The organism is Paenibacillus sp. FSL R10-2778, from assembly GCF_038593035.1.
Lineage (GTDB): Bacteria > Bacillota > Bacilli > Paenibacillales > Paenibacillaceae > Paenibacillus_AQ > Paenibacillus_AQ odorifer.
On record NZ_CP151956.1, the window covers coordinates 3,514,129 to 3,535,141 of the forward strand.

20 protein-coding genes are annotated in these 21,013 nt (G+C 42.6%); 18 read left to right on the forward strand and 2 right to left on the reverse strand.

Features of this window, described 5'->3' with window-relative positions; all coding sequences use genetic code 11:
• Positions 1-76: 76 nt before the first annotated feature.
• From deoD to NST40_RS15575, 11 genes are all read left to right on the forward strand, one after another.
• A complete protein-coding gene (gene deoD / locus NST40_RS15525) occupies positions 77-784 on the forward strand; it encodes a purine-nucleoside phosphorylase (RefSeq protein WP_076277337.1) in 708 nt (235 codons plus the stop codon).
• Between the two features lie 47 nt (positions 785-831).
• Positions 832-2,136 (forward strand): purine/pyrimidine permease, encoded by a 1,305-nt coding sequence (locus NST40_RS15530; RefSeq protein WP_076277338.1) that lies wholly within the window; start codon positions 832-834, stop codon positions 2,134-2,136.
• 15 nt (positions 2,137-2,151) lie between these two features.
• A complete protein-coding gene (locus NST40_RS15535; RefSeq protein ID WP_076277339.1) occupies positions 2,152-3,333 on the forward strand; it encodes a NupC/NupG family nucleoside CNT transporter in 1,182 nt (393 codons plus the stop codon).
• A 20-nt stretch (positions 3,334-3,353) separates the two neighbouring features.
• Positions 3,354-4,541: a phosphopentomutase gene (gene deoB, locus NST40_RS15540; protein ID WP_076277340.1), complete on the forward strand. Its 1,188-nt coding sequence runs from the start codon at positions 3,354-3,356 to the stop codon at positions 4,539-4,541.
• Between the two features lie 275 nt (positions 4,542-4,816).
• Positions 4,817-6,559: an alpha,alpha-phosphotrehalase gene (treC, locus tag NST40_RS15545; protein WP_342410904.1), complete on the forward strand. Its 1,743-nt coding sequence runs from the start codon at positions 4,817-4,819 to the stop codon at positions 6,557-6,559.
• 50 nt (positions 6,560-6,609) lie between these two features.
• Complete coding sequence (gene treP, locus NST40_RS15550) at positions 6,610-8,580, forward strand: PTS system trehalose-specific EIIBC component (protein ID WP_076277341.1); 1,971 nt, start codon at positions 6,610-6,612, stop codon at positions 8,578-8,580.
• Positions 8,581-8,744: 164 nt separating this feature from the next.
• The gene (treR, locus tag NST40_RS15555) at positions 8,745-9,464 is read left to right on the forward strand and encodes a trehalose operon repressor (RefSeq protein ID WP_036677129.1); all 720 of its coding nucleotides are present in this window, start codon (positions 8,745-8,747) and stop codon (positions 9,462-9,464) included.
• 310 nt (positions 9,465-9,774) lie between these two features.
• Positions 9,775-10,785 carry a phosphotransferase gene (locus NST40_RS15560; protein WP_076277342.1) on the forward strand — a complete coding sequence of 337 codons (1,011 nt, stop codon included), beginning with the start codon at positions 9,775-9,777 and terminating at the stop codon, positions 10,783-10,785.
• A gap of 137 nt (positions 10,786-10,922) precedes the next feature.
• The gene (locus NST40_RS15565) at positions 10,923-11,510 is read left to right on the forward strand and encodes a DUF1349 domain-containing protein (protein WP_342409683.1); all 588 of its coding nucleotides are present in this window, start codon (positions 10,923-10,925) and stop codon (positions 11,508-11,510) included.
• Between the two features lie 154 nt (positions 11,511-11,664).
• On the forward strand, positions 11,665-11,928 hold the full coding sequence (locus tag NST40_RS15570) for a hypothetical protein (RefSeq protein ID WP_076277344.1): 264 nt from the start codon (positions 11,665-11,667) through the stop codon (positions 11,926-11,928).
• A gap of 128 nt (positions 11,929-12,056) precedes the next feature.
• Positions 12,057-12,248 (forward strand): hypothetical protein, encoded by a 192-nt coding sequence (locus tag NST40_RS15575; protein WP_076130505.1) that lies wholly within the window; start codon positions 12,057-12,059, stop codon positions 12,246-12,248.
• A 92-nt stretch (positions 12,249-12,340) separates the two neighbouring features.
• On the opposite strand, the gene NST40_RS15580 is transcribed toward NST40_RS15575, so the two are convergent.
• Entirely contained in the window at positions 12,341-13,153 is an 813-nt protein-coding gene (locus NST40_RS15580; RefSeq protein WP_076130506.1) for a class I SAM-dependent methyltransferase, read from the reverse strand.
• A 309-nt stretch (positions 13,154-13,462) separates the two neighbouring features.
• A complete protein-coding gene (locus tag NST40_RS15585) occupies positions 13,463-14,146 on the reverse strand; it encodes a metalloregulator ArsR/SmtB family transcription factor (protein WP_076217678.1) in 684 nt (227 codons plus the stop codon).
• A 166-nt stretch (positions 14,147-14,312) separates the two neighbouring features.
• Here NST40_RS15585 and NST40_RS15590 point away from each other — a divergent pair, with 166 nt between their 5' ends.
• From NST40_RS15590 to NST40_RS15620, 7 genes are all read left to right on the forward strand, one after another.
• On the forward strand, positions 14,313-15,716 hold the full coding sequence (locus NST40_RS15590; RefSeq protein WP_076184920.1) for an MFS transporter: 1,404 nt from the start codon (positions 14,313-14,315) through the stop codon (positions 15,714-15,716).
• Between the two features lie 21 nt (positions 15,717-15,737).
• The gene (locus NST40_RS15595) at positions 15,738-16,094 is read left to right on the forward strand and encodes an iron-sulfur cluster assembly accessory protein (RefSeq protein WP_076130520.1); all 357 of its coding nucleotides are present in this window, start codon (positions 15,738-15,740) and stop codon (positions 16,092-16,094) included.
• 23 nt (positions 16,095-16,117) lie between these two features.
• The gene (locus NST40_RS15600) at positions 16,118-16,402 is read left to right on the forward strand and encodes a hypothetical protein (RefSeq protein WP_076217679.1); all 285 of its coding nucleotides are present in this window, start codon (positions 16,118-16,120) and stop codon (positions 16,400-16,402) included.
• Positions 16,403-16,557: 155 nt separating this feature from the next.
• Complete coding sequence (locus tag NST40_RS15605) at positions 16,558-17,355, forward strand: AraC family transcriptional regulator (RefSeq protein ID WP_342409684.1); 798 nt, start codon at positions 16,558-16,560, stop codon at positions 17,353-17,355.
• A 208-nt stretch (positions 17,356-17,563) separates the two neighbouring features.
• Positions 17,564-18,874 carry an NtaA/DmoA family FMN-dependent monooxygenase gene (locus NST40_RS15610; RefSeq protein ID WP_341002642.1) on the forward strand — a complete coding sequence of 437 codons (1,311 nt, stop codon included), beginning with the start codon at positions 17,564-17,566 and terminating at the stop codon, positions 18,872-18,874.
• A gap of 25 nt (positions 18,875-18,899) precedes the next feature.
• Entirely contained in the window at positions 18,900-19,949 is a 1,050-nt protein-coding gene (locus NST40_RS15615; RefSeq protein ID WP_341002644.1) for an NAD(P)/FAD-dependent oxidoreductase, read from the forward strand.
• 25 nt (positions 19,950-19,974) lie between these two features.
• On the forward strand, positions 19,975-20,922 hold the full coding sequence (locus tag NST40_RS15620; RefSeq protein WP_341002647.1) for an ABC transporter substrate-binding protein: 948 nt from the start codon (positions 19,975-19,977) through the stop codon (positions 20,920-20,922).
• Positions 20,923-21,013: the final 91 nt, after the last annotated feature.

Sequence of the window (21,013 nt, forward strand, 5' to 3'; positions counted from 1 at the left end):
ACTGATTTTACTTGAAGGCAAATGGAAAGCGATTTCGGTAAACCTCAGTTTACTATTAAAAGTTGGAGGAAGAACTATGAGTAGGCATTTAGGTGCAAATAAGGGAGAAATAGCAGAGCTCGTTTTGCTCCCAGGAGATCCTTTACGTGCAAAGTTTGTGGCAGAACACTTTTTAGAGGAGGCTTATTGTTATAACGAAGTAAGAGGGATGTTTGGATACACTGGATTATACAAGGGTGTGCCTGTGTCGGTTCAGGGGACAGGGATGGGAAATCCATCGATGAGTATCTATGCAACAGAATTGATCGTCGATTATGAAGTTAAGAAATTGATTCGCATTGGTACATGTGGCGCGATGCAGGAAGAAATAAATATCCGCGATATTATATTAGCCCAAGCAGTATCTTCAGACAGTAATATGACGGAAAAGATCTTTTATGGCTGTAATTTTGCACCAACGGCAGATTTCTCATTGCTAATGAAAGCATATCAACAAGCACAAGCTAAAAATGCAAAGGTGTTTGTTGGTAACATCTATAATTCTGATGAATTCTATCGTGAAAATTTAGATCGGCTTCATAAGTTCATGGATTTCGGTGTATTAGCTGTAGAAATGGAAAGTACCGCCCTATACACTTTAGCCGCTAAATATGGTGTAAAAGCGTTATCGATTTTGACCGTCGGCAGTCAATTGTTAAGACAGGAGCACCTAACTCATAAAGAAAGTGAACAATCCTTTTATGAAATGGTCGAAGTAGCTCTTAACACAGTCGTTGAAGGCTGATTTATTGATAAGAGTGCAGTGTTGTTAGAAAAGAGAGTGAGAAAGAAATGAAGGTAATACTGTCAGGATTGCAGTGGATGATTTTTATGATCGCTGGTGCAATTGCTGCACCCATTGCTATCGCAGATTTATATAACTTAACACCCATAGAGACTTCTGGACTCATTCAGAGCACCATGATTACTTTAGCAATAGCTGGATTTTTACAAGGCCTGATGGGTCATAAATTCCCTATTCATGAAGGTCCGGCAGGGTTATGGTGGAGCATTTTTACCATTTACGCGAGTTTAGTGGGGGGACTCTATTCCTCTAACAACGGCGCTTTACAGGCTTTAAGTGGAGCGATGATCATTAGCGGAGTGTTGTTTATCCTAATTTCAGCATTTAAGCTAATGGATAAAATCGCTCGTCTTTTTACTCCAACCATCACCTTTATTTATTTACTTTTATTGATCTTTCAATTAAGCGGATCTTTTATGAAAGGGATGATGGGGATTACCATCGCCCACACCATGTTAGATGTTAAAGTATTCATCCTTAGTGTGATCGTGGTCTGCATTACCTTTTGGTTAGGCAACAGCCGCTTTGTATTACTAAGCCAGTTTTCAATAATTCTCAGTATAGTGATAGGCTGCCTATTATTTATAATCTGCGGTAGTATGCCGGCGGTTTCTCGTGCGGATACTCTATTTAAGCTGCCGGAAATATTCCCATTTGGAACACCCCGATTCGATGCCGGGACAATTACTACTGCATTTTTACTAACCCTATTATTAATAACCAATGCGGTGGCATCCATCCGTTTGATGGAGACCGTTATGAAACCAAAGCAAGGGGATCATCGCCGTTATTTGCGCGCCGGGTTTACTTCTGGAATTACGCATCTTATAAGTGGTGGTTTAGGAGCGGTCGGCTCAGTCCCTATTTCGGGAGCGGCGGGATATGTTGAGCAAACAGGGATGAGGGAGCGCAAATCATTTTTAATAGGCTGCAGCTTAGTGATCTCAATATCCTTGGTTCCGCCCATGATGAATTTCATATCTGCGATTCCAGCTCCCATAGGCTATTCTGTTACCTTCGTCATTTTTGTGAAGATGGTCGGACTAGCGCTAAAGGAATTGAAAAAGGTTATTCATGAAGAGCGAACATTTATTGTCAGTGGGCTTTCCCTTTTAGTGGGTGTAGGTTTAATGTTTATACCTGCATCAGCTACGGCCCATTTATCTCCGATCGTGATCGCCATTTTAAATAATGGATTAATATGCGGAAGCCTGTTAGCGATTATTTTGGAACAAGGGTTAATGTGGAAAGATGCATTTCGATATGAGGATTCCAAGAAAATTAACCGATAATTTGGAGGGCTAAAAATGCATTATCTAATTTCTATTGCTGGTCTGGTTATTGTTCTATTACTGGCATGGCTAGGAAGTAACAATAAGAAAAAGATTAAATATCGTCCGATCATTGTAATGATTGCTATTCAAATAGGTTTGGGATTAATTATCCTAAAAACGAGCATTGGAGAATTTTTGATTAAAGGGTTTGCTGATAGTTTTTCAAAATTACTTGGATACGCCAATGAAGGTACTGACTTTGTGTTTGGCGGCATTGCAAATGAAGGGGCGCATACATTTTTCCTTTATGTTTTGATGCCCATTGTTTTTATGTCAGCATTGATAGGGATTTTGCAACATTACAAAATACTGCCATTCATTATAAAGTATATTGGACTGGTACTGAGTAAAATAAATGGCATGGGTAAATTGGAATCTTATAATGCAGTTGCAGCCGCAATTGTCGGACAAAATGAAGTATTTATTTCGGTGAAAAACCAGCTTGGACTATTGCCAAAACATCGCTTGTATACATTATGTGCGTCTGCAATGTCTACGGTATCCATGTCAATCGTTGGTTCCTATATGACGATGCTAGAACCTCGGTATGTAGTAGCTGCATTGATATTAAACCTATTTGGCGGATTTATCATTTCATCCATCATTAATCCGTATGAAGTTACACCTGAAGAAGATATTGTTGAAGTTCAGGTAGAAGAAAAACAAACGTTTTTTGAAATGCTAGGCGAATATATTATGGATGGCTTTAAAGTAGCCATAGTAGTTGGGGTAATGTTAGTTGGTTTTGTGGGAATCATTGCTTTGATTAACGGGGTCTTCAGTGGCATATTCGGAATTTCGTTCCAAGGAGTGTTAGGCTACGTCTTTGCACCCATCGCCTTTCTTATCGGTGTGCCATGGCATGAAGCTGTTGAGGCCGGTAGTATTATGGCGACAAAGCTTGTTGCGAATGAATTCGTTGCTATGCTTGACTTTGTTAAGATTCAAGAAGGTTTAAGTGGCCGTACTACAGCCATTGTCTCCGTTTTTCTAATCTCATTTGCTAACTTTGGGTCGATTGGTACCATTGTGGGTGCAGTGAAGGGATTGAATGAAAAGCAAGGGAATATCGTCGCACGATTTGGATTAAAGCTGTTATTTGGCGCCACACTTGTAAGCGTTTTATCAGCTTTGATTATCGGTATCATATTCTAGTTGTAGCAAGGAGTATTAACATGAAACAAACACCCCGGTTTAAGCGGATTTTCGTCATCGTTATGGATTCTGTAGGCATTGGTGAAGCTCCAGATGCTGAAAAGTTTGGGGATGCAGGATCACATACATTACGGCATATTGCAGAAAAAATGAATGGGCTACATGTTCCTGCGTTATCCAAGCTAGGGTTAAGTCATATCGACTCAATACCCGGAGTTCCCAAAGTGGAGCGCCCTTTAGCTTATTGGACCAAAATGCAGGAAGCTTCTAATGGAAAGGATACGATGACAGGTCACTGGGAAATCATGGGCCTACGAATTGATGTTCCTTTCAAAGTGTTTTCTGAAGGGTTTCCTTATGAATTAATTAATGAATTAGAAGAAAGAACAGGACGAAAGGTGATTGGGAATAAACCCGCTAGTGGTACAGCTATTCTCGATGAGCTTGGACAAGAGCATATGAACACAGGCGCACTCATTGTCTATACTTCAGCAGATTCCGTGATTCAGATTGCGGCTCATGAAGAGGTTATTCCTTTGGAAGAACTGTATCAAATCTGCGAGATTGCCAGAGAGATTACTTTACGTGAGGAGTACATGCTAGGCAGAGTGATTGCTAGACCCTTCCTCGGGCAGCCCGGAAATTTCAAAAGAACATCGAACCGTCATGATTATGCCTTGAAGCCTTATGGAAGAACCGTGATGAATGAGCTCAAGGATGCCGGGTTCGATGTACTAGCGATTGGCAAGATCTCAGATATATACGATGGGGAAGGTGTCACCAAGTCTTTCAGAACAGTGTCTAACATGGATGGCATGGATAAACTCATGGAGACCCTTCATACTGATTTTACAGGACTTAGTTTCTTGAATCTTGTCGATTTTGATGCACTTTATGGCCATCGTAGAGATCCGATCGGGTATGGGAAAGCGCTTGAAGAATTTGATGATCGATTACATGAAGTTCTAGCAGAGCTATGCGAAGATGATCTTCTTATAATTACGGCAGACCATGGCAATGATCCCATTCATGCGGGTACGGATCACACCCGTGAATATGTTCCTTTACTCCTCTACAGTAAGAGTTTCAATCGACAAGGCGAGCTGCCTATATCGAAGACTTTTTCGGATATTGGAGCAACAGTTGCTGATAACTTTGTTGTGACCATGCCCCAATTCGGTAAGAGCCTCCTACAGGAGCTTAAATAAACTATAATTTGAATAGACACTTTGAATAGAAACAGGATACCTAACTTGTATTAGTAAAAGGTATCCTGTTTGTTTTTTTGTCTACATATCTTTGTATCTAAAAAGCTGCCGAGAAAGCGGCTTTTTTTGTTATTACGGATCAAATATTAGGGTAATACAACGTTATAAATAATCTAGTTTCTACTCATGCCACTCCTTCTATAGTTATAGTATTGACAACCTGTATATACAGGTTTAAACTATGTGAAGTGTTTGAACTTGTATATACAGGTTTAATGGTTGAAATAAAGGAATTCTTTTTGGAGGTGTTCAACTTGAGTCAGTCCCAGTATTCGGAATGGTGGCGCCGCTCCACGGTGTATCAGGTGTACCCGAAGAGCTTTAAGGACACTACAGGCAACGGAACAGGAGATATTAAAGGACTTATTGAGAAATTAGATTATTTGCAGAAGCTTGGAATCGATATTGTCTGGTTACAGCCGGTTTATGTTTCGCCGCAACATGATAACGGTTACGATGTAGCAGATTATGAAAATATTAACCCGGATTTCGGTACGATGGAGGATTTTGACGAGCTAATACAGGAACTGCATAGACGCGAAATGAAGCTAATGATCGATATCGTGGTTAACCATACCTCGACTGAACATGAGTGGTTCAAACAGTCCATTTCAAGCAGGAACAATCCTTTCCGTGATTACTATATCTGGAAGGACCCGGCTCCGGACGGCGGCTTACCCAACAACTGGCAGTCGAAGTTCGGTGGGCCTGCCTGGCAGTTCGACGAAGCGTCGGGACAATATTATCTTACTCTCTTCGATAAAACCCAAGCGGATCTGAACTGGGAGAATGAGAAGGTACGTAGAGCAGTGAATGATATGATGTTATTCTGGGCTAAAAAGGGTGTCGACGGCTTCCGCATGGATGTAATTAATTTAATCTCCAAAGATCAGCGCTTCCCTAACGATGACGGGAGTGTTCCACCGGGGGATGGACGTAAATTCTATACTGACGGTCCACAGGTCCATGCATACATCAAAGCAATGTATGAAGAGGTGTTTGGTCCGTTTGAGATGGTGACTGTAGGAGAGATGTCCTCAACTACACTGGAGCATTGTATCCGGTACTCAAGTCCCGAAGAGCGGGAATTTTCCATGACCTTCAATTTTCATCATTTAAAAGTCGACTATCCGAATGGACAGAAGTGGGAACTGATGCCTTATGATTTCGAGGCAATGAAACGGTTGTTCGCGCAGTGGCAGACCGGAATGCAGAAAGGCGGAGGCTGGAACGCACTATTTTTTAACAATCATGATCAACCGCGTGCTCTTTCCAGATTCACTGATGATAAGGTCTACCGTGTGGAAAGCGCCAAGCTGCTCGCGACAACTCTGCATGGCCTTCAGGGAACACCTTATGTATATCAAGGGGAAGAAATCGGTATGCCGAATCCGGTATGGAAAAGCATCGATGAGTTCCGCGACATTGAGTCACTAAATATGTACCGCATTCTGTGTGAACAGGGGAAAAGCCCGGAGGCTGCTCTCAGCATTCTCCAAGAACGTTCGCGGGACAATTCACGTACGCCGATGCAGTGGGATGACAGCCGGAATGCCGGATTTACCACTGGTACTCCATGGTTGAAGGTAGATGAGCGGTATCCAGACATCAATGTGCAGAAGGAACTGGAAAACCCTGATTCCATCTTCCACCATTACCGCAAACTAATTGCACTTCGCAAGGAGTATGGAGTATTCATAGAAGGTATTTTCAAGAGACTCGATGAAGGTCATCCTGAAGTCTTCGCTTACGCCAGAACAGGAGATGGAGAGACACTTGTTGTGGTCTCGAACTTTAGCAATAAAGAAATCTCTTTCCGCTTTAAAGACAATCACTGGACTGAATTGTCGCCAAGTGGTAAGGAAGAGCTTCTGATTGGGAATACAGCAGATGCACCATCATTAACACAAGAGCTTCAGCTTAGTCCTTATGCTTCCTACATGTGGTTAGTCCGCTAACGAGGTGTACTTGAGAAGGAGCACACATCAATTTTGTAAGGAGTGAAGATATGGCTATAGACCGCAAAAATGTTGAAGATATTGTACGGGCGGTTGGGGGCAAGGAGAATATTGAGGTTGCGACGCATTGTGTAACCCGGCTGAGATTCTCGCTGTATGACGAGAGCAAGGTGGATTCGGAAGCCCTGGACCGTAACGAACTCGTAAAAGGACAATTCTCTACGCAAGGGCAGTTCCAGATCGTTATCGGACCAGGAACTGTAGATAAAGTATACGATGAAATGATTCAAATCACTGGTGGTGCCCGCTCTTCCAAGGATGACGTGAAATCAGCGGCAGCACGGAAACAGAATCCATTGCAGCGGGCGATCAAAACACTGGCTGATATTTTTATTCCGATTCTTCCGGCCATCGTAACCGCAGGTTTGCTGCTTGGGATTAATAATATTTTGACCGGACCTGGTATCTTTTTTGATAGTAAGTCATTGGTAGATGTCTATCCTGCATGGAAAGACATTGCTGCGATTATTAACACGATTGCCAGCACAGCCTTCACCTTTTTACCAGCCCTTATCGGTTGGGCAGCTGTTACACGTTTCGGGGGCAGTCCTCTACTCGGAATCGTGCTGGGTCTCATTCTCGTACATCCGGATCTATTAAGTGCCTACAGTTATGCAAGTGCTTCAACTGAGGGAACCGTTCCGACCTGGAATTTGTTCGGCTGGCATTTGGAGAAGATCGGTTATCAGGGGCAAGTATTGCCTGTACTGGTTTCGGCCTATATTCTGGCTAGACTGGAGAAGTTCCTCAACCGCCGGGTGCTTGATTCCATTAAACTACTGGTCGTTGCTCCAGTGACCCTGCTGGTTACAGGTTTTCTGGCCTTCACCATTATCGGACCCGTTACGTTCGCCATTGCCAATGCTATCACCTCGGGTTTGATCTATGTATTTGATCATTTTGCGCTCCTTGGTGGTTTGATCTATGGTGGATTCTATGCACTTCTGGTCATCACTGGGATGCATCATACTTTCTTGGCAGTCGATGTTCAGCTCATCGGCAGTGAGGGAGGCACCTTCCTCTGGCCGATGCTGGCGCTCTCCAATATTGCGCAAGGCGCTGCGGCACTGGCGATGATGTTCGTTGTTAGAGAACAAAAGGCAAAAGGTTTGGCGGCTACGTCTTCCGTCTCTGCATTCCTCGGCGTGACTGAACCGGCAATCTTTGGGGTGAATATCCGCTATCGCTATCCTTTCATCTTCGGGATGATCGGCTCAGCAATTGCCGGTATGCTCCTTACCGTTAACCAGGTTCGAGCTTCATCCATTGGCGTAGGGGGAATTCCCGGTTTCCTTTCGATTTTCCCGAATCAGTGGGGCGTTTTCTTTATTGGCATGGTTATTGTTCTCGTTGTGCCATTTGCCGCCACAGTATTGTACGGACGTTCTGTAGTGGGTCGTTCCGAAAAGAACACAGCTACAGAGGCTTCTAGTACTACGAGCGAACCAGAGGAATTGAGTAGCCGTCATTCCGTTCAAGGGTCACAGGAATCAGTTAATACTCTGGAGCTTGTCTCACCGCTTAGTGGAACTGCAGTATCGCTGGAACAGGTGCCCGATCCTGCCTTTGCTGAAAAGCAAATGGGTGAGGGAATTGCAATCGAACCTTCTGAGGGGAAAGTATATGCTCCCTTTGATGCTACAGTAGCCCATGTGATTAAGAGCAAACATGCGCTTATACTGGAGCATGCCAGCGGTGTTCAGGTATTAATCCACGTTGGAATTAACACGGTGGCGCTTAAAGGTAGCGGTTTTACCAGCCTGAAGAATATTGGTGATAAGGTTCAAGCAGGAGAGCTTCTACTAGAATTTGATATGGAAGCTATCCGCGCAGCAGGTTACCCGGTGATTACTCCAATCATCATTCCTGCAGGTCAGGAGATGGTCGAGAAGATCGAGGAGAAGACCGGACCAGCTACGGCCAAACAAACAAGCATCTTGACTATTCATCTCAAGGGTTGATAAAGGCTATATTGGCAAAGACTTTATACTTTAGAAAGACAGCCCCTTGGGGGCTGTTTTTCTATAAATATAAGAATTTATATGTTCAACGCTATAAATTCCCTTCCAATTGAATCGATGCTTCCAAAGGCATGACGTGATACAATAAAGGGCGGTGATCAAAATTGAGAGAAAATAAATATTTGCAAATTTATAATGAATACAGCAATCAAATCCATTCTGGACAATTGCTGCCGGGAACCAAGCTGCCTTCCGAAAGTGAACTCGCCGAAGCTTATGCCACTTCACGAGAGACCGTGCGCAAAGCGCTGAATCTACTTTTCCGTGAAGGATATATTCACAAAATTAAGGGCAGAGGCTCCTTTGTGCTTGACATGACCCGAATGGATTTCCCTGTTACCGGTTTGATTTCATTTAAAGAAATGGCCGATACCCTGGGTACTGCCTCACGGACACTGGTAGAGCGGACGATACAAGAGCCGGCAGGCTCCGCAATCGCCAGACATCTGCAGATTCCACCTGAAACTCTGATTTGGAAGGTTGTTCGCGCCAGAGAAATTGAAGGTGAACGGATCATTTTGGATAAGGATTATTTTCGTGCGGATATTGTTTCCTTTCTGAGTGAGGAAATCGCGGAAGGCTCAATCTATGAATATCTGGAGCTGGAATTGGGGCTTAAGATCAGTTATGCGAAGAAGCTGATATCCGTTGAGCCTTCTACCGAGGAGGATCATAGACTGCTCGATTTGAAGAATTTTACGCATATTGTAGTAGTACGAAACTATGTGTATTTGGAGAACACGGTGCTTTACCAATATACCGAGTCTAGACACCGGCTGGATAAATTCCAGTTCGTGGATTTTGCTCGAAGGGTGAGGCGATAAGCTGATCCGAGGGTGTCCCAGTTATCAGTGTATCCGCTGGTGCCTTGCATAGCATGGCTCTGAAAAGCGATGGAAACGTATGGATATGGGGCGAACAATGAGAGCCAGCAGAACCTGTTGCAATTTCGCTTGTAGAAGAATCTTAATAGATTTGAAGAGTAGGGAATTTCATGCCTAAGTGGCAATGAATTCCCTATTTTTATAGGTGAGTCAAAAAGAGAAAACTCTTTTCATATTCATTCTTTATCATTACAGCTATCCGTCTAGACTGTTAAAATGATGGAAGTATGGTAGACAAAGGAGATAAGCAATGAATAATGGCTTTCGGATCAATACTGAGGAGAACCGACACCGAACTCTGAGGCAAGTAAAACAAGCGGCGTTTCATGCTTTACAGGAATATGAAATAGACTGGAACTCCATTCACTTCATTCAAGTATCCGAACATGTCACCTTCCGCATTGTAAACGATGTGGGGGAACAGTTCTTGCTCCGCATTCACCCGGATAACAAACAACGCGAAGGAACCATTTCAGAAATTGAGTGGTTGTTGGCTTTGAAGAGCAAGGGCCTCCTCTTGCCCGAAGCTGTAATCAATCGTGAAGGGGCCTTTATTACGGAAACATCGGTGTGTGACGGACAACGGTTTTATTCGAGCTTAATGCGATGGGTCGAGGGAAAGCATGTAGACAAAAGCGAACTAACGGAGGAGGTCATCCGTAAAACAGGATCATTGATGGCAAAGCTTCATGAGGCCAGCTCTGATTTTAGTCCTTCCAGCGGTTTTACTCGTCCTTCTTGGGGTGCACTGAGCTTTAAACGGGACTGGGATCACCTAAGTCTACATCGCAAACATTTCATATCGGATGAGGGTTTTAAGTTATATTCCGCAGCCGCCACTAAAGTGGCAACATGTCTCGAAACGTTCACAAGACATGAACAAAATTATGGGATGATCCACGCGGACTTACATAATGGAAATGTCATTTTTCGGGATAATGAACCTTATCCTATCGATTTTGGCAGGTGTGGCTTCGGCTATCATCTTTACGATATAGCTCAGGCTATTATGGGATTATACCCAACACAGAGAGCTTATTTCGTCGAAGGATATCAGAGAATCAGGAAGCTGGAAAATGAATATATAATGAAGCTAGAGTGCTTCTTAGTCATGGCAATAATCGAAGCCTATAGCTTTCATGCAGAGAATCCGCTAGAGACCGAGGGTTTGATTGAAGAGCAGCCATATGCTCAAGCGATTTTGAGAGCGTATGTAAACGGGACAACCTTTTTATTTAATTCTCTGGATACTTCAAAATAAAAGATTAGAAAATGTAATGCGTTATATTTTTCAAATGGTATTATTAGGATGAACTGCTGAAAACTATTTAAATTGTATTTGGATTCTTAGCAATGAAAATGGTTGACAAAACTTTATAAAAAGTGAGGAGTAGAGCAATGAACTTTGAGAAAGAACAGCTTTTTTGGATAAATCCAATCAGTGATTATTCTATTACAGAAAACAGGATTGAATTTGTAACGATGCCGAATACAGATTTTTGGCAACGAACCTATTATGGTTTTAGAAATGATAATTCACCTGCACTGTTAATGAAAACTGCTGAGAAGTATTTTTCATTTATAGTAAGAACAGATTATGATAGTACACATAGATACGAGCAGTGTGGGATAGCCATCTATCAGGACAGTGATAATTGGTTCAAGGCATCGGTAGAATATGAAAATGAGGAATTCCAAAGACTTGGAAGTGTGGTTACAAATCACGGATATTCAGATTGGGCAACAACTGATATCGATGCAAACATTAAAACTATGTATTATAGACTAAGTCGACGCGAAAGTGATTTCTGTATTGAAAGCTCTTTGGACGGGACTATATTTGAACAGATGCGTATTTTTCATTTGTTTGAAGGGAATGAGGAAATAAATTTTGGCTTATATGCTTGTAGCCCAGAGAATTCTTCATTTAAAGGTGTTTTCACCGAAATGGAAATTACAGAGTGTAAGTGGTTGGAGCATAAATAGTCGTTTACGCAGCTGAAAGTGAATATTACTCAAAAGGGCCTTCCTAAAAGGAAGGTCTTTTTTTATGAGCGGTATAAAGTTGTCATCAGTTTCCGATTTCTACAGTTACCCATGTGGTAAAATTAGGATAATTGGATCTTGGGAGGCGAGGACAATGAGTCTTGTGATGATCATTTTATTACTGTTCTTAAATATTCCAGTATATAAATTTTTGTTTCGCGTTTTCTTCGTGGATAATGATGATTATAACGAATCGATTAGGCATACTTTTACACCTAACATCATTTCATTATTCCGGGGAGAGTATTGGAAGGATAGAATGAATACGGCAAGGCTTCAGTTTTTTATACTCATTTGCGGTGGAATTGTTGTTTTGGAATACCTTGTTTTGCATAAAATAATTGATATTTTTCGTTAACTAGAACTTCATTTAGAAACTTCTGCTTATGGTGAGCAGGAGTTTTTTTATCTTGCATAAGCACCGCCCTATTATGGAAAACTTATGTAGTGCGAGTAAACAGCATGAATCTATTTTGCGAGGTGATAATGATGACAAATCAAGATCCGCAGGAGCTTCTTAAAAGTAAACACAAGCTGGATGAGCAGAAGAGGCAATTCACAAATTTTGCCCGAAGTGCTTCCGGTCATGGTGAAGCAGAAGCAGGCCAGGAATTCAGTAATGACCGAGTGCCAGATGATCAAAACCGCATGAAATCTGTTGAGAACAGACAAGATTGATCTTAAAAAGCTATCAAATAAGCCGATCCTTTTCTGGATCGGCTTAGAAAAATAATTTTTACGTTGTAAGGTTGTTCAATAGGTATCGGATGCTAGAGTTTTCTTGCTTTAATTACAAAAGTTACAGGAAGCATCTTTGCTTTTTTTGCAAAATCGCTTTTATCGTCCCGCGACTGCATAAGTTCATCATCAGATTGCTCAATCATTTGCTCAATAACAAATCCAGCTTTAGATAGCGCATTCACATAAGTTGATAATTTACGATCCGATAAAGTTAGCGTACTTTCATCAAGAGATACTGAATACCAAGATTCATCGAAATAACATTTTTTAAAAACAAGCATATCATTTTCTGCAACAACACATTTGTGTATAGGGTGAGACCAGCTGAAAATAAATGATCCATCTTTTTTAAGGTAAGAAGCAATCCGGCTAAAAGTACCCTCAAGGTCAGTTGTCCAGCCTATGGCATAAACCGAATATACAAAGTCAAAATAATCCTCTGGCAGGCCACATTCTTCTTCCATGGGTGAGCAAATCAATTTTGCTGAAAGACCGTGCTCCGTCAAAAGTTGCCTAGTCTTTTCGATTTGGTTCTCTGCTATATCCGTACCCCATAGTTCAGATGCATTGCGTTCCCCCAGATATTGCAAAGATTGACCGCTTCCACAGCCTATCTCCAGCAACTTTTTCCCTGAGACATCACCAAAAAGTTGGCATTGTTCTTCCGATACAAATGCTCCATAAAGAGGAAGTGCAGTAGCTCCTAAAACTTCATTTCCTTTTGTATCCCAAAATAAGCTGTTTGTTTCATGAATAGTATTCGTATCCATATCGACCGAGATGGCGACGCCAACCTCACCAGCGCCTATAACGTTTGTTCTATAACCAGAATTTTTGTCCATGCAGACACCCGCCCCAAATATAGATTATATAAGCCTAAACATATCTCCCGACTTGCGCGTAATCCCAATAACATATATCGAACACGAACAAGCTGAGGGATTAACCATAGAATAATCTACCATTTTCCCATGAACATATCCATCCAAAATTTCCCACTAAAATTCCCAATTGTGAAATAAAGCATGATATGACCGTATCAGAAAAGGAAAGTTATGCCCCACGAATTTGTTACAATATGTAAAACCGCTGCAGGGTACCGCTTCAAATTATGAATATTTCAACGGGAACACCTTCCCTTAGTGGCGCGGTCATTCGGCATGGCAGCTTGGAAACAAGAGCTTATTTTGTCTAACCGTATAAACACAGTTTCTTCCTCCCGCTAATATGTACTCCCCCCGTTCAATATGAACATTATTACCTAGAACAGTTTTAAATAGATGTAACTCATTTTTGCATAACCCGGTACATACAGCAGCAGCTTCACAGATCGGGCAATGTTTCTCAATGAATAAAAGACTGCCATCATCCTGCTCCTTAACCTCGGCCATATACCCTTCATTTGTTCGAATCTCGGCCAGTTTCTCCAGCTTCTCTCTAACGTCTGCTGTATCACCAAGATGCTGAAGATATTGTTCTTGCATATTCTTATTTCGAACAGCCAGCAGCTTGTCCAGCCCCTCATTTCCGAAAGCTTCTTTCATGGAATGGATCAGACTGACGGATAAATCCGAATATCCGCTTGGGAAAAACCGATCGGCCGCGGGGGTTAAGATCCATAGCTTGGTTGGCCGCCCCATGGGACGGGACTCTTCTATATTAGTAACTAGCCCTTCTTCTTTCAGCGCATTCAAATGTTGACGAATAGCCATTCCAGATAGCGAAAACTGGGAGGAGAGTGCCATAACATCCATTCCCCCTTGTTGCTTTAACAGATCAATAATCGCTCTTCGGGTCTTGGTTGAGACATCCTTTTTGGTTTGATTTCGGCTCATGTTGCACCTCCTACTGAAACAACTAAATCTACATCACAGACTACATTTTAAACAAAAATGTTGACAAAGTCAAAGCTGAACTGTAGCTTAGACATTATAAACAAAAATGTTTACTAAGTGTCCGGATACGATGTATACATACCAATTTTCTTGGAGGTCACATTTCATGTCGTCTAATCATCAAAGTATTTTCAGCCCACGTTATTTTGCACTATCCATAGGTATTATTCTGTCAGTGATGGCCGTTGGATTCGAAGGCCTGTCCGTAACTACCATTGCCCCTTCAATTGCTGGAGATTTGAACGGCCTTAGCCTGTTTGGCTGGATATTCAGTACTTATCTGCTTGCGCAGATTATCGGAACTCTGGTCGTCGGTCGAATCATAGATAGAAGAGGACCTGCAGTACCGTTCACTATCGCACTTCTTTTGTTTATCGTTGGGTTGATTGCTGCCGCAACATCAGGCGATATGTATACCATGATAGGATCACGGGCCATGCAGGGTTTGGGTGCCGGAGCTATGATGACTTGTGTGTACACAGCAATATCCTTAAGCTACCCGGATGAATTACGCGCCAAAATACTCGGAGCATTTGGTACGGCCTATGTTCTTCCGTCCATGCTCGGTCCATACGTTGCAGGTCTTATCGCAGATCAGTGGTCCTGGCGGTTTGTTTTCTGGGGAATATTACCGATCCTGATGATTTCAGCACTGCTTAGTTTACCTGCGTTCACGAAATTAAAAACACCGAAGACGCAAGGGGATATCGGAGCTTCATCAACTTGGAATGCGTTACTGTTAACGATGGGTACAGGGATTTTCTTAGTTGGTCTAAGCATGCTTCCGAGCATTATGGGATTTGTTTTAGTCATTATCGGCTTAGTACTTATGATATTTCCGCTCCGCAAACTGCTACCGAAGGGAACTCTTACGCTTCGAAGAGGCATGCCAGCTATTCTGGCAACACGTGGGCTGTTCTTCGCTGCCTATACCAGCACACAGAATTTCTTGGTATTGGCTCTAATCGATGTGAAAGGAATAACGCCTTCTCAGGCCGGATTGATTGTAGCGAGTGCTGCGTTGAGTTGGTGCGTCATAGCGTATCTGCAAGGACGGTGGGATTCGGCAGATCAGGGCCGTGGACGGCATACGCGAATTATTCTGGGTGTATTGCTGCTTGCCATAGGGATTACTATCGTATTTTGGATACCCGTTGTGACCGTTACCGTAGCAGTTATTGGACAGATCATCGCTGGAATCGGCATTGGATTGGCGCATCCGATTAGCGGTGTTGTGGCGTTTTCTCAGACAGGAGAAGGAGGTGTCGGCAACACCTCGGCAAATCTGCAATTTGCGGATTCTTTTACACCCGGTGTAGTTATCGGGATCGGCGGTTCCATCCTTGTGGTTTGTCAGGCTGGCGGAATGTCACTCCAATCCGGATTAATTGTAGCAATGGGTTTCCATCTCTTGTTGATTGTAATGAGTTTATTTGCGAGCACTCGGATCTCACCAGTAGCTGAACAAATAGGAACGGGTATCCAATCTTTAGGTTTGAAAAACAAATAAACGAAGGAGGAGTTCACAATGATCATCGAGGTCAGTGACAAAGCATCAGAAAAAATCGCCGAAATCTTATCAAGTGCGAATATCCGAAATCCATTTCTAAGAGTGGGTGTTGATGAAGGGGGATGCAGTGGACTATCCTATACCCTAGTCGTGGATGAGCAGCAAGCAGAAGAGGATATTATATTAAATAAACAAGATTTTAGTATATTGGTTCACCCGAATAGTATTCCATATATTGACGGTCTTGAAATTGACTATGAAGAGAGTGGAATGGTAGGCGGATTCACTATGAATAACCCTAATGCAAAAGCTTCATGTGGATGCGGAGCCAGTTTCAGAATGGCCAATTATCGTGGCGAAATAAAAAAATGTGATTAAACAGCAGGAAGGAGAGAAGAGGAATGATATCATTTGCAGTATCCGAAAAAGCATTGGATTCATTTAAGAATGAATGGGGTTTGGAAGAGGGGCAATATGTAAGAATTTACGCAAAATATGCCGGTGGAGGCTCTGATGCTTTCACTGTTGGAATTAATGCAAGTGCTACACCGATCGATCCCGCATGGGTTCAATCCATTGGCGGATTTCATTTCTTTGTTGAAAAAACTGATGTTTGGATTTTACAGGATGAACTTCTTCAAATTGATTGTAATGAAAACGGCATATTTTCAAGCAAAATCTCCTGAGCATCTTCTTGGGTTGCAGTGTACAGTAGAATATCTACTACACTTCTAGCAATTTCGCATACTATTGTCTATACTGTTTTAAATAAATATCAGAATTGGATCTGATTTTTATAAGAAGCATGGTGCTAGGAAGCAGGTGCAGAGCATTGATAAATTTGGACAAATTAGCAAAGGCATTTACTAAAGGTGTCTATGAAATAGAAGATAGAAGCCGCTTAGTCATCCAGCCCAAAAGCTTATTAAGTGAATTCACCACCGTTAAGCATGGATTTCTATTTATCATTCGCGGGGGAGCCAGAATACGTGTGAATGGAACGGTATATGAATTACGGCCAGGATCAGTTTTTCATGCTGCTCCGGGCATGCAGATGGATTCGCAGGTTATAGGACAATCTGAGCTCGAGTATTACTCCCTTTTTTATAAATTGGATATGCCGGAAGAAATGAATAGTACTCACGAATTTGACTCTCATTTCAAGCTGGAGCCGGGAGCGAATCTAAAAATTATTGAATTACTAATTATGCTCCATCAGAATGCCCATCCATCCGGAGAAATTGGGAAGCTGCGTATCAAGGAGTTGTTCTTAAGCCTGATGCACCAGGTTCTGATTGCGTGCAGTTACAGAGAGAACGATCGTTCTCCGAATCAAAGAATGGTAGACGAAGCCCTTACGTATATTAAACTTCATTATATGAATTCACTTACACTCGGTGAGTTAGCGGAACAGCATGCAATGAGTGCCAACCGCTTCTCTTACCTCTTTCATAAATATACGGGACTACGACCCATCGACTATGTTGTTAATTATCGTTTGGAACGGGCCTGTGAATTACTCAAAGCAGGTAATTTTCCTATCCGCGAGATTGCTGACCGTGTCGGTTATGACAATCCACTATATTTCAGCCGATTATTCAAAAAGAAATTCGGTGTTTCTCCCTCTGCCTATAAATAATGTACATAATGAGCTTCTTGTACTTGAACTACGTCTGCAGCTACTGGTGATAAGCCAGAAGTGCAGACTTTTTTTATTTAGATTAAATAATGATGCATGCTGGATTTGAGATTTGTACATTTGAATTTATTTAAATTTTTGATAAACTCACTTTTGTAACTGAGAATCATTATCAGTAAATTGATTTATAAATGAAAGGCTGGTAGAAATGACAGAAAAAAGACTAAGACAATTATGTATTGGCCTGTCCTTAAATGCAACCTGGATGAAAGGAGACGGCTGGCGGCACCCGGATAGCGGAGTAGAAAAGATGGAGTCTATTGATTACTATATTGATTTGGCAAAAATAGCGGAGAATTCAAAGCTCGATTTTCTTTTCAGGGCTGATTATCTGTATGTTAGCCCGCAGATGTTAGGAGATTCCTCAAATTTCGGCAGCCCAGACCCTGCATTGTTTTTTGCAGCGATAGCTCGTGAAACCGAGCGGATCGGACTGGTAACGACGATTTCCACTACTTTTAATCCGCCGTATGTTGTTGCAAGGCAGCTGCAGTCCTTACACTGGCTGAGCAATGGACGCGCTGGCTGGAATATTGTCACTTCTATTGAAGGCGCCGATAATTTCAGCGACTCACCTATGCCGTCACCGGAAGAGAGATATGCCATGGCTATGGAGTTCACGGATGTTGTATGCAAGCTTTGGGAGAGTTTTCCGAATGAAGCGATTGTTATCGACCGTCAGTCAGGTATGTTTTCGGATAAGGATAAAGTGACTGCCATTAATCATTCCGGGGAATTTTTCAGTGTAAAAGGGCCGCTTACTTTGCCTGCTCACAAGTCAGGAACGCCGCCGCTATTCCAAGCTGGTGCTTCGGATATTGGACGGAATTTCGCCTCATCTGTAGCTGATGCTATTTTTGCGGCAATGCCGGATATCGAATCGGGAGTGGAACTAAGAAATGATCTGAGAAGAAGAGCGGCTGAGCAGGGCCGTGATCCGGATGCTATCAAAGTTTTGCCGGGCTTATATTTTTTCCTGGCCGATACGCGCGAAGAAGCACTTGAATTACATAAAGCTGCACATGCGAATTTAAGCCTTGAACGCAGACATGCTTCGCTCAAATCGGTGCTGGGTCTTGATTTAAGCGGTTATCCCTTAGATAAGCGAGTAACTGCCGATATGTTACCCGATTCCAGTCAGGCTGTCCGCAGCCGGACTCATGCCGAATTGTTACGGCGGTATATAATTAAAAATCAGCCTACAGTGAAAGAAATCTTGGACAGGCCGGAGGTTGTCGGATCTGCACACTGGGTATCTGTCGGGACAGTCGAGGAAGTGCTGAACGATATTATTGAACGGTTTGAAGCGGGGGCTATAGATGGCTTCATCGCCCTGCCAGGCGGCTCGGAACAATCTATGGAGCTGTTTTTTGAGAAGTTGGTACCGGAGCTGGCTGAAAGAGGCTTATTCCGGAGCGAATATACGGGTAGCACTTTCCGTGAGCATTTAGGGATTTAAAAAAGAGAAATGAGGCGATTGAACGATGCATGAAGAGGAATTGTTTGATGTTACGATTATTGGCGGCGGTCCGGCTGGATTATTTGCTGCATTTTATAGCGGACTCCGTGAAATGAAAACCAAAATTATAGAATTCCAACCTGTGCTTGGCGGCAAGGTGCATGTCTATCCGGAAAAGATGATCTGGGACGTGGGAGGCTTACAGCCTATTCTTGGCTCACAGCTTATTGAACAAATGGTTGGTCAAGGGATGACTTTCCAACCGGAGGTTGCCTTTAATGAAAAGGTCACATCCATCTCGAAAGATGAAGCAGGTTACTTTATTTTACACACGGCCGCAAACCGGAAGCATTTCACTAAAACTGTCATATTGGCCATTGGAGGAGGCATTCTGAAGCCGGTCAAGCTCGAAATCGAGGGTGCCGAAAGATTCGAAATCACAAATTTGCATTATACGGTGAAGTCACTTGCCCGCTTTAAAGAGAAGACTATCCTAATATCGGGAGGCGGCCATTCTGCTGTTGACTGGGCGAATGAACTGGCTCCGATTGCCAAAAAGGTATTTCTGACGTACCGGAAAGAGAACTTAAAGGGGCATGAAGCCGATATTTCACGCTTGGCAAACAATGGCGTAGTGTGCTTGTTAAATACTTCAATCGAAAAGTTGATTGCCACACCGGATCACGAAAGAATAGGGACTGTACTGCTAAAAAGTAATGACAACGGAGAGGCATTTGAGCTGTCTGTCGATGAGGTCATCATTAATCACGGTTATGAGCGCGACAAAGAACTGCTGGTGAACAGTGAAATTAAAATGGATCTGTGGGAACACCGGATTTCAGGATCAGTAATGAGCGGGACATCCGTGCCGGGTATTTATGCGGCAGGGGATGTTCTACATCATGATGGGAAACTGCATCTGATCGCGGGGGCATTCCAGGATGCTGCCAATGCGGTAAACCAAGCCAAACAATACATCACACCGGAGGCAAATTCATCCGGGATGGTGTCTTCACATAATGACCTGTTCACGCAGAAAAACCGTGATTTAATGAAGCATTTATATAGACAGTAATGATAACAACTCAAGGGGGAGCCAAATGAAAAGACTATATGGATGGATTGCATCCTTAATTATACTAGCAGGATTACTGGCTGGGTGTTCCGAAACTTCATTCACGCCTACACCAGAAGTTGGCAAGATCGAAGAAGCAGGATGGCCAAGAACAATTGCGGATGCCAGCGACAATGGAGTGGTGCTCAAGACACGACCTGAGCGTATAGCGGTTCTGCATCCCTTGTATTTAGATTACTTTTTTGCTCTTGATACGCCTCCAATCGCATCAACTAACGCAGCGGAAGCGATGAAGGATTTTGCTACTTTACAGCCTTACGCTGGAACTGCTGAAATCATTGATTTGGGCAGCAGCAATGCGAATCTGGAAATGATCATGGAAGCAAAGCCTGATGTGATTGTAACCTTCAAGGGTTCTGTTGATAGCAATTATGAAGAGTTGAATAAGATTGCACCAGTCATCTTAATTGACTACACCGATACCTGGGAAAAAACGACGATGCTGTGTGCTCAGATTGTTGGTAAAGAGACATTAGCGGAACAAGCCATTAAGGAAACCCAAGAAATGATTGCAAAAACAAAAGAACAGCTAAGTAGTCTTGAGAATAAAACCTTTGCTTTACTACGGGTCGACGGAAAAGCTAATTTTAATGCTCAAGGCTCTAAAAACACGATGTACTACAATCAAACTGTAGGCTTCGGGTTGTTGCCACCGAAGGGATATCCTGAAGAGGGAGGAGCCCTTTCTCTGGAAGGGATATACAGCATGAATCCTGATTATATTATTATCCAGCATGATATGGATATCGCAAAGGCAGCCATCAAGGACAAGGAAACTTCGAACGTGTGGAACTCACTGGAAGCAGTGAAAAATAATCATGTTCTTATCTTTGATAACTCACTTAATAGCGCAAGTATCCTGGCTGTCCGTTTGGCTGCAGATCATTTTCTGCAATTGGCGTCTGAACAATAAATTTATATTAAAAAATCCGATTGCACCTTTTGGGGCAATCGGATTTTTGTTATTAAGTTAAATATCTTGACTGTTATTGATAATGGTTATC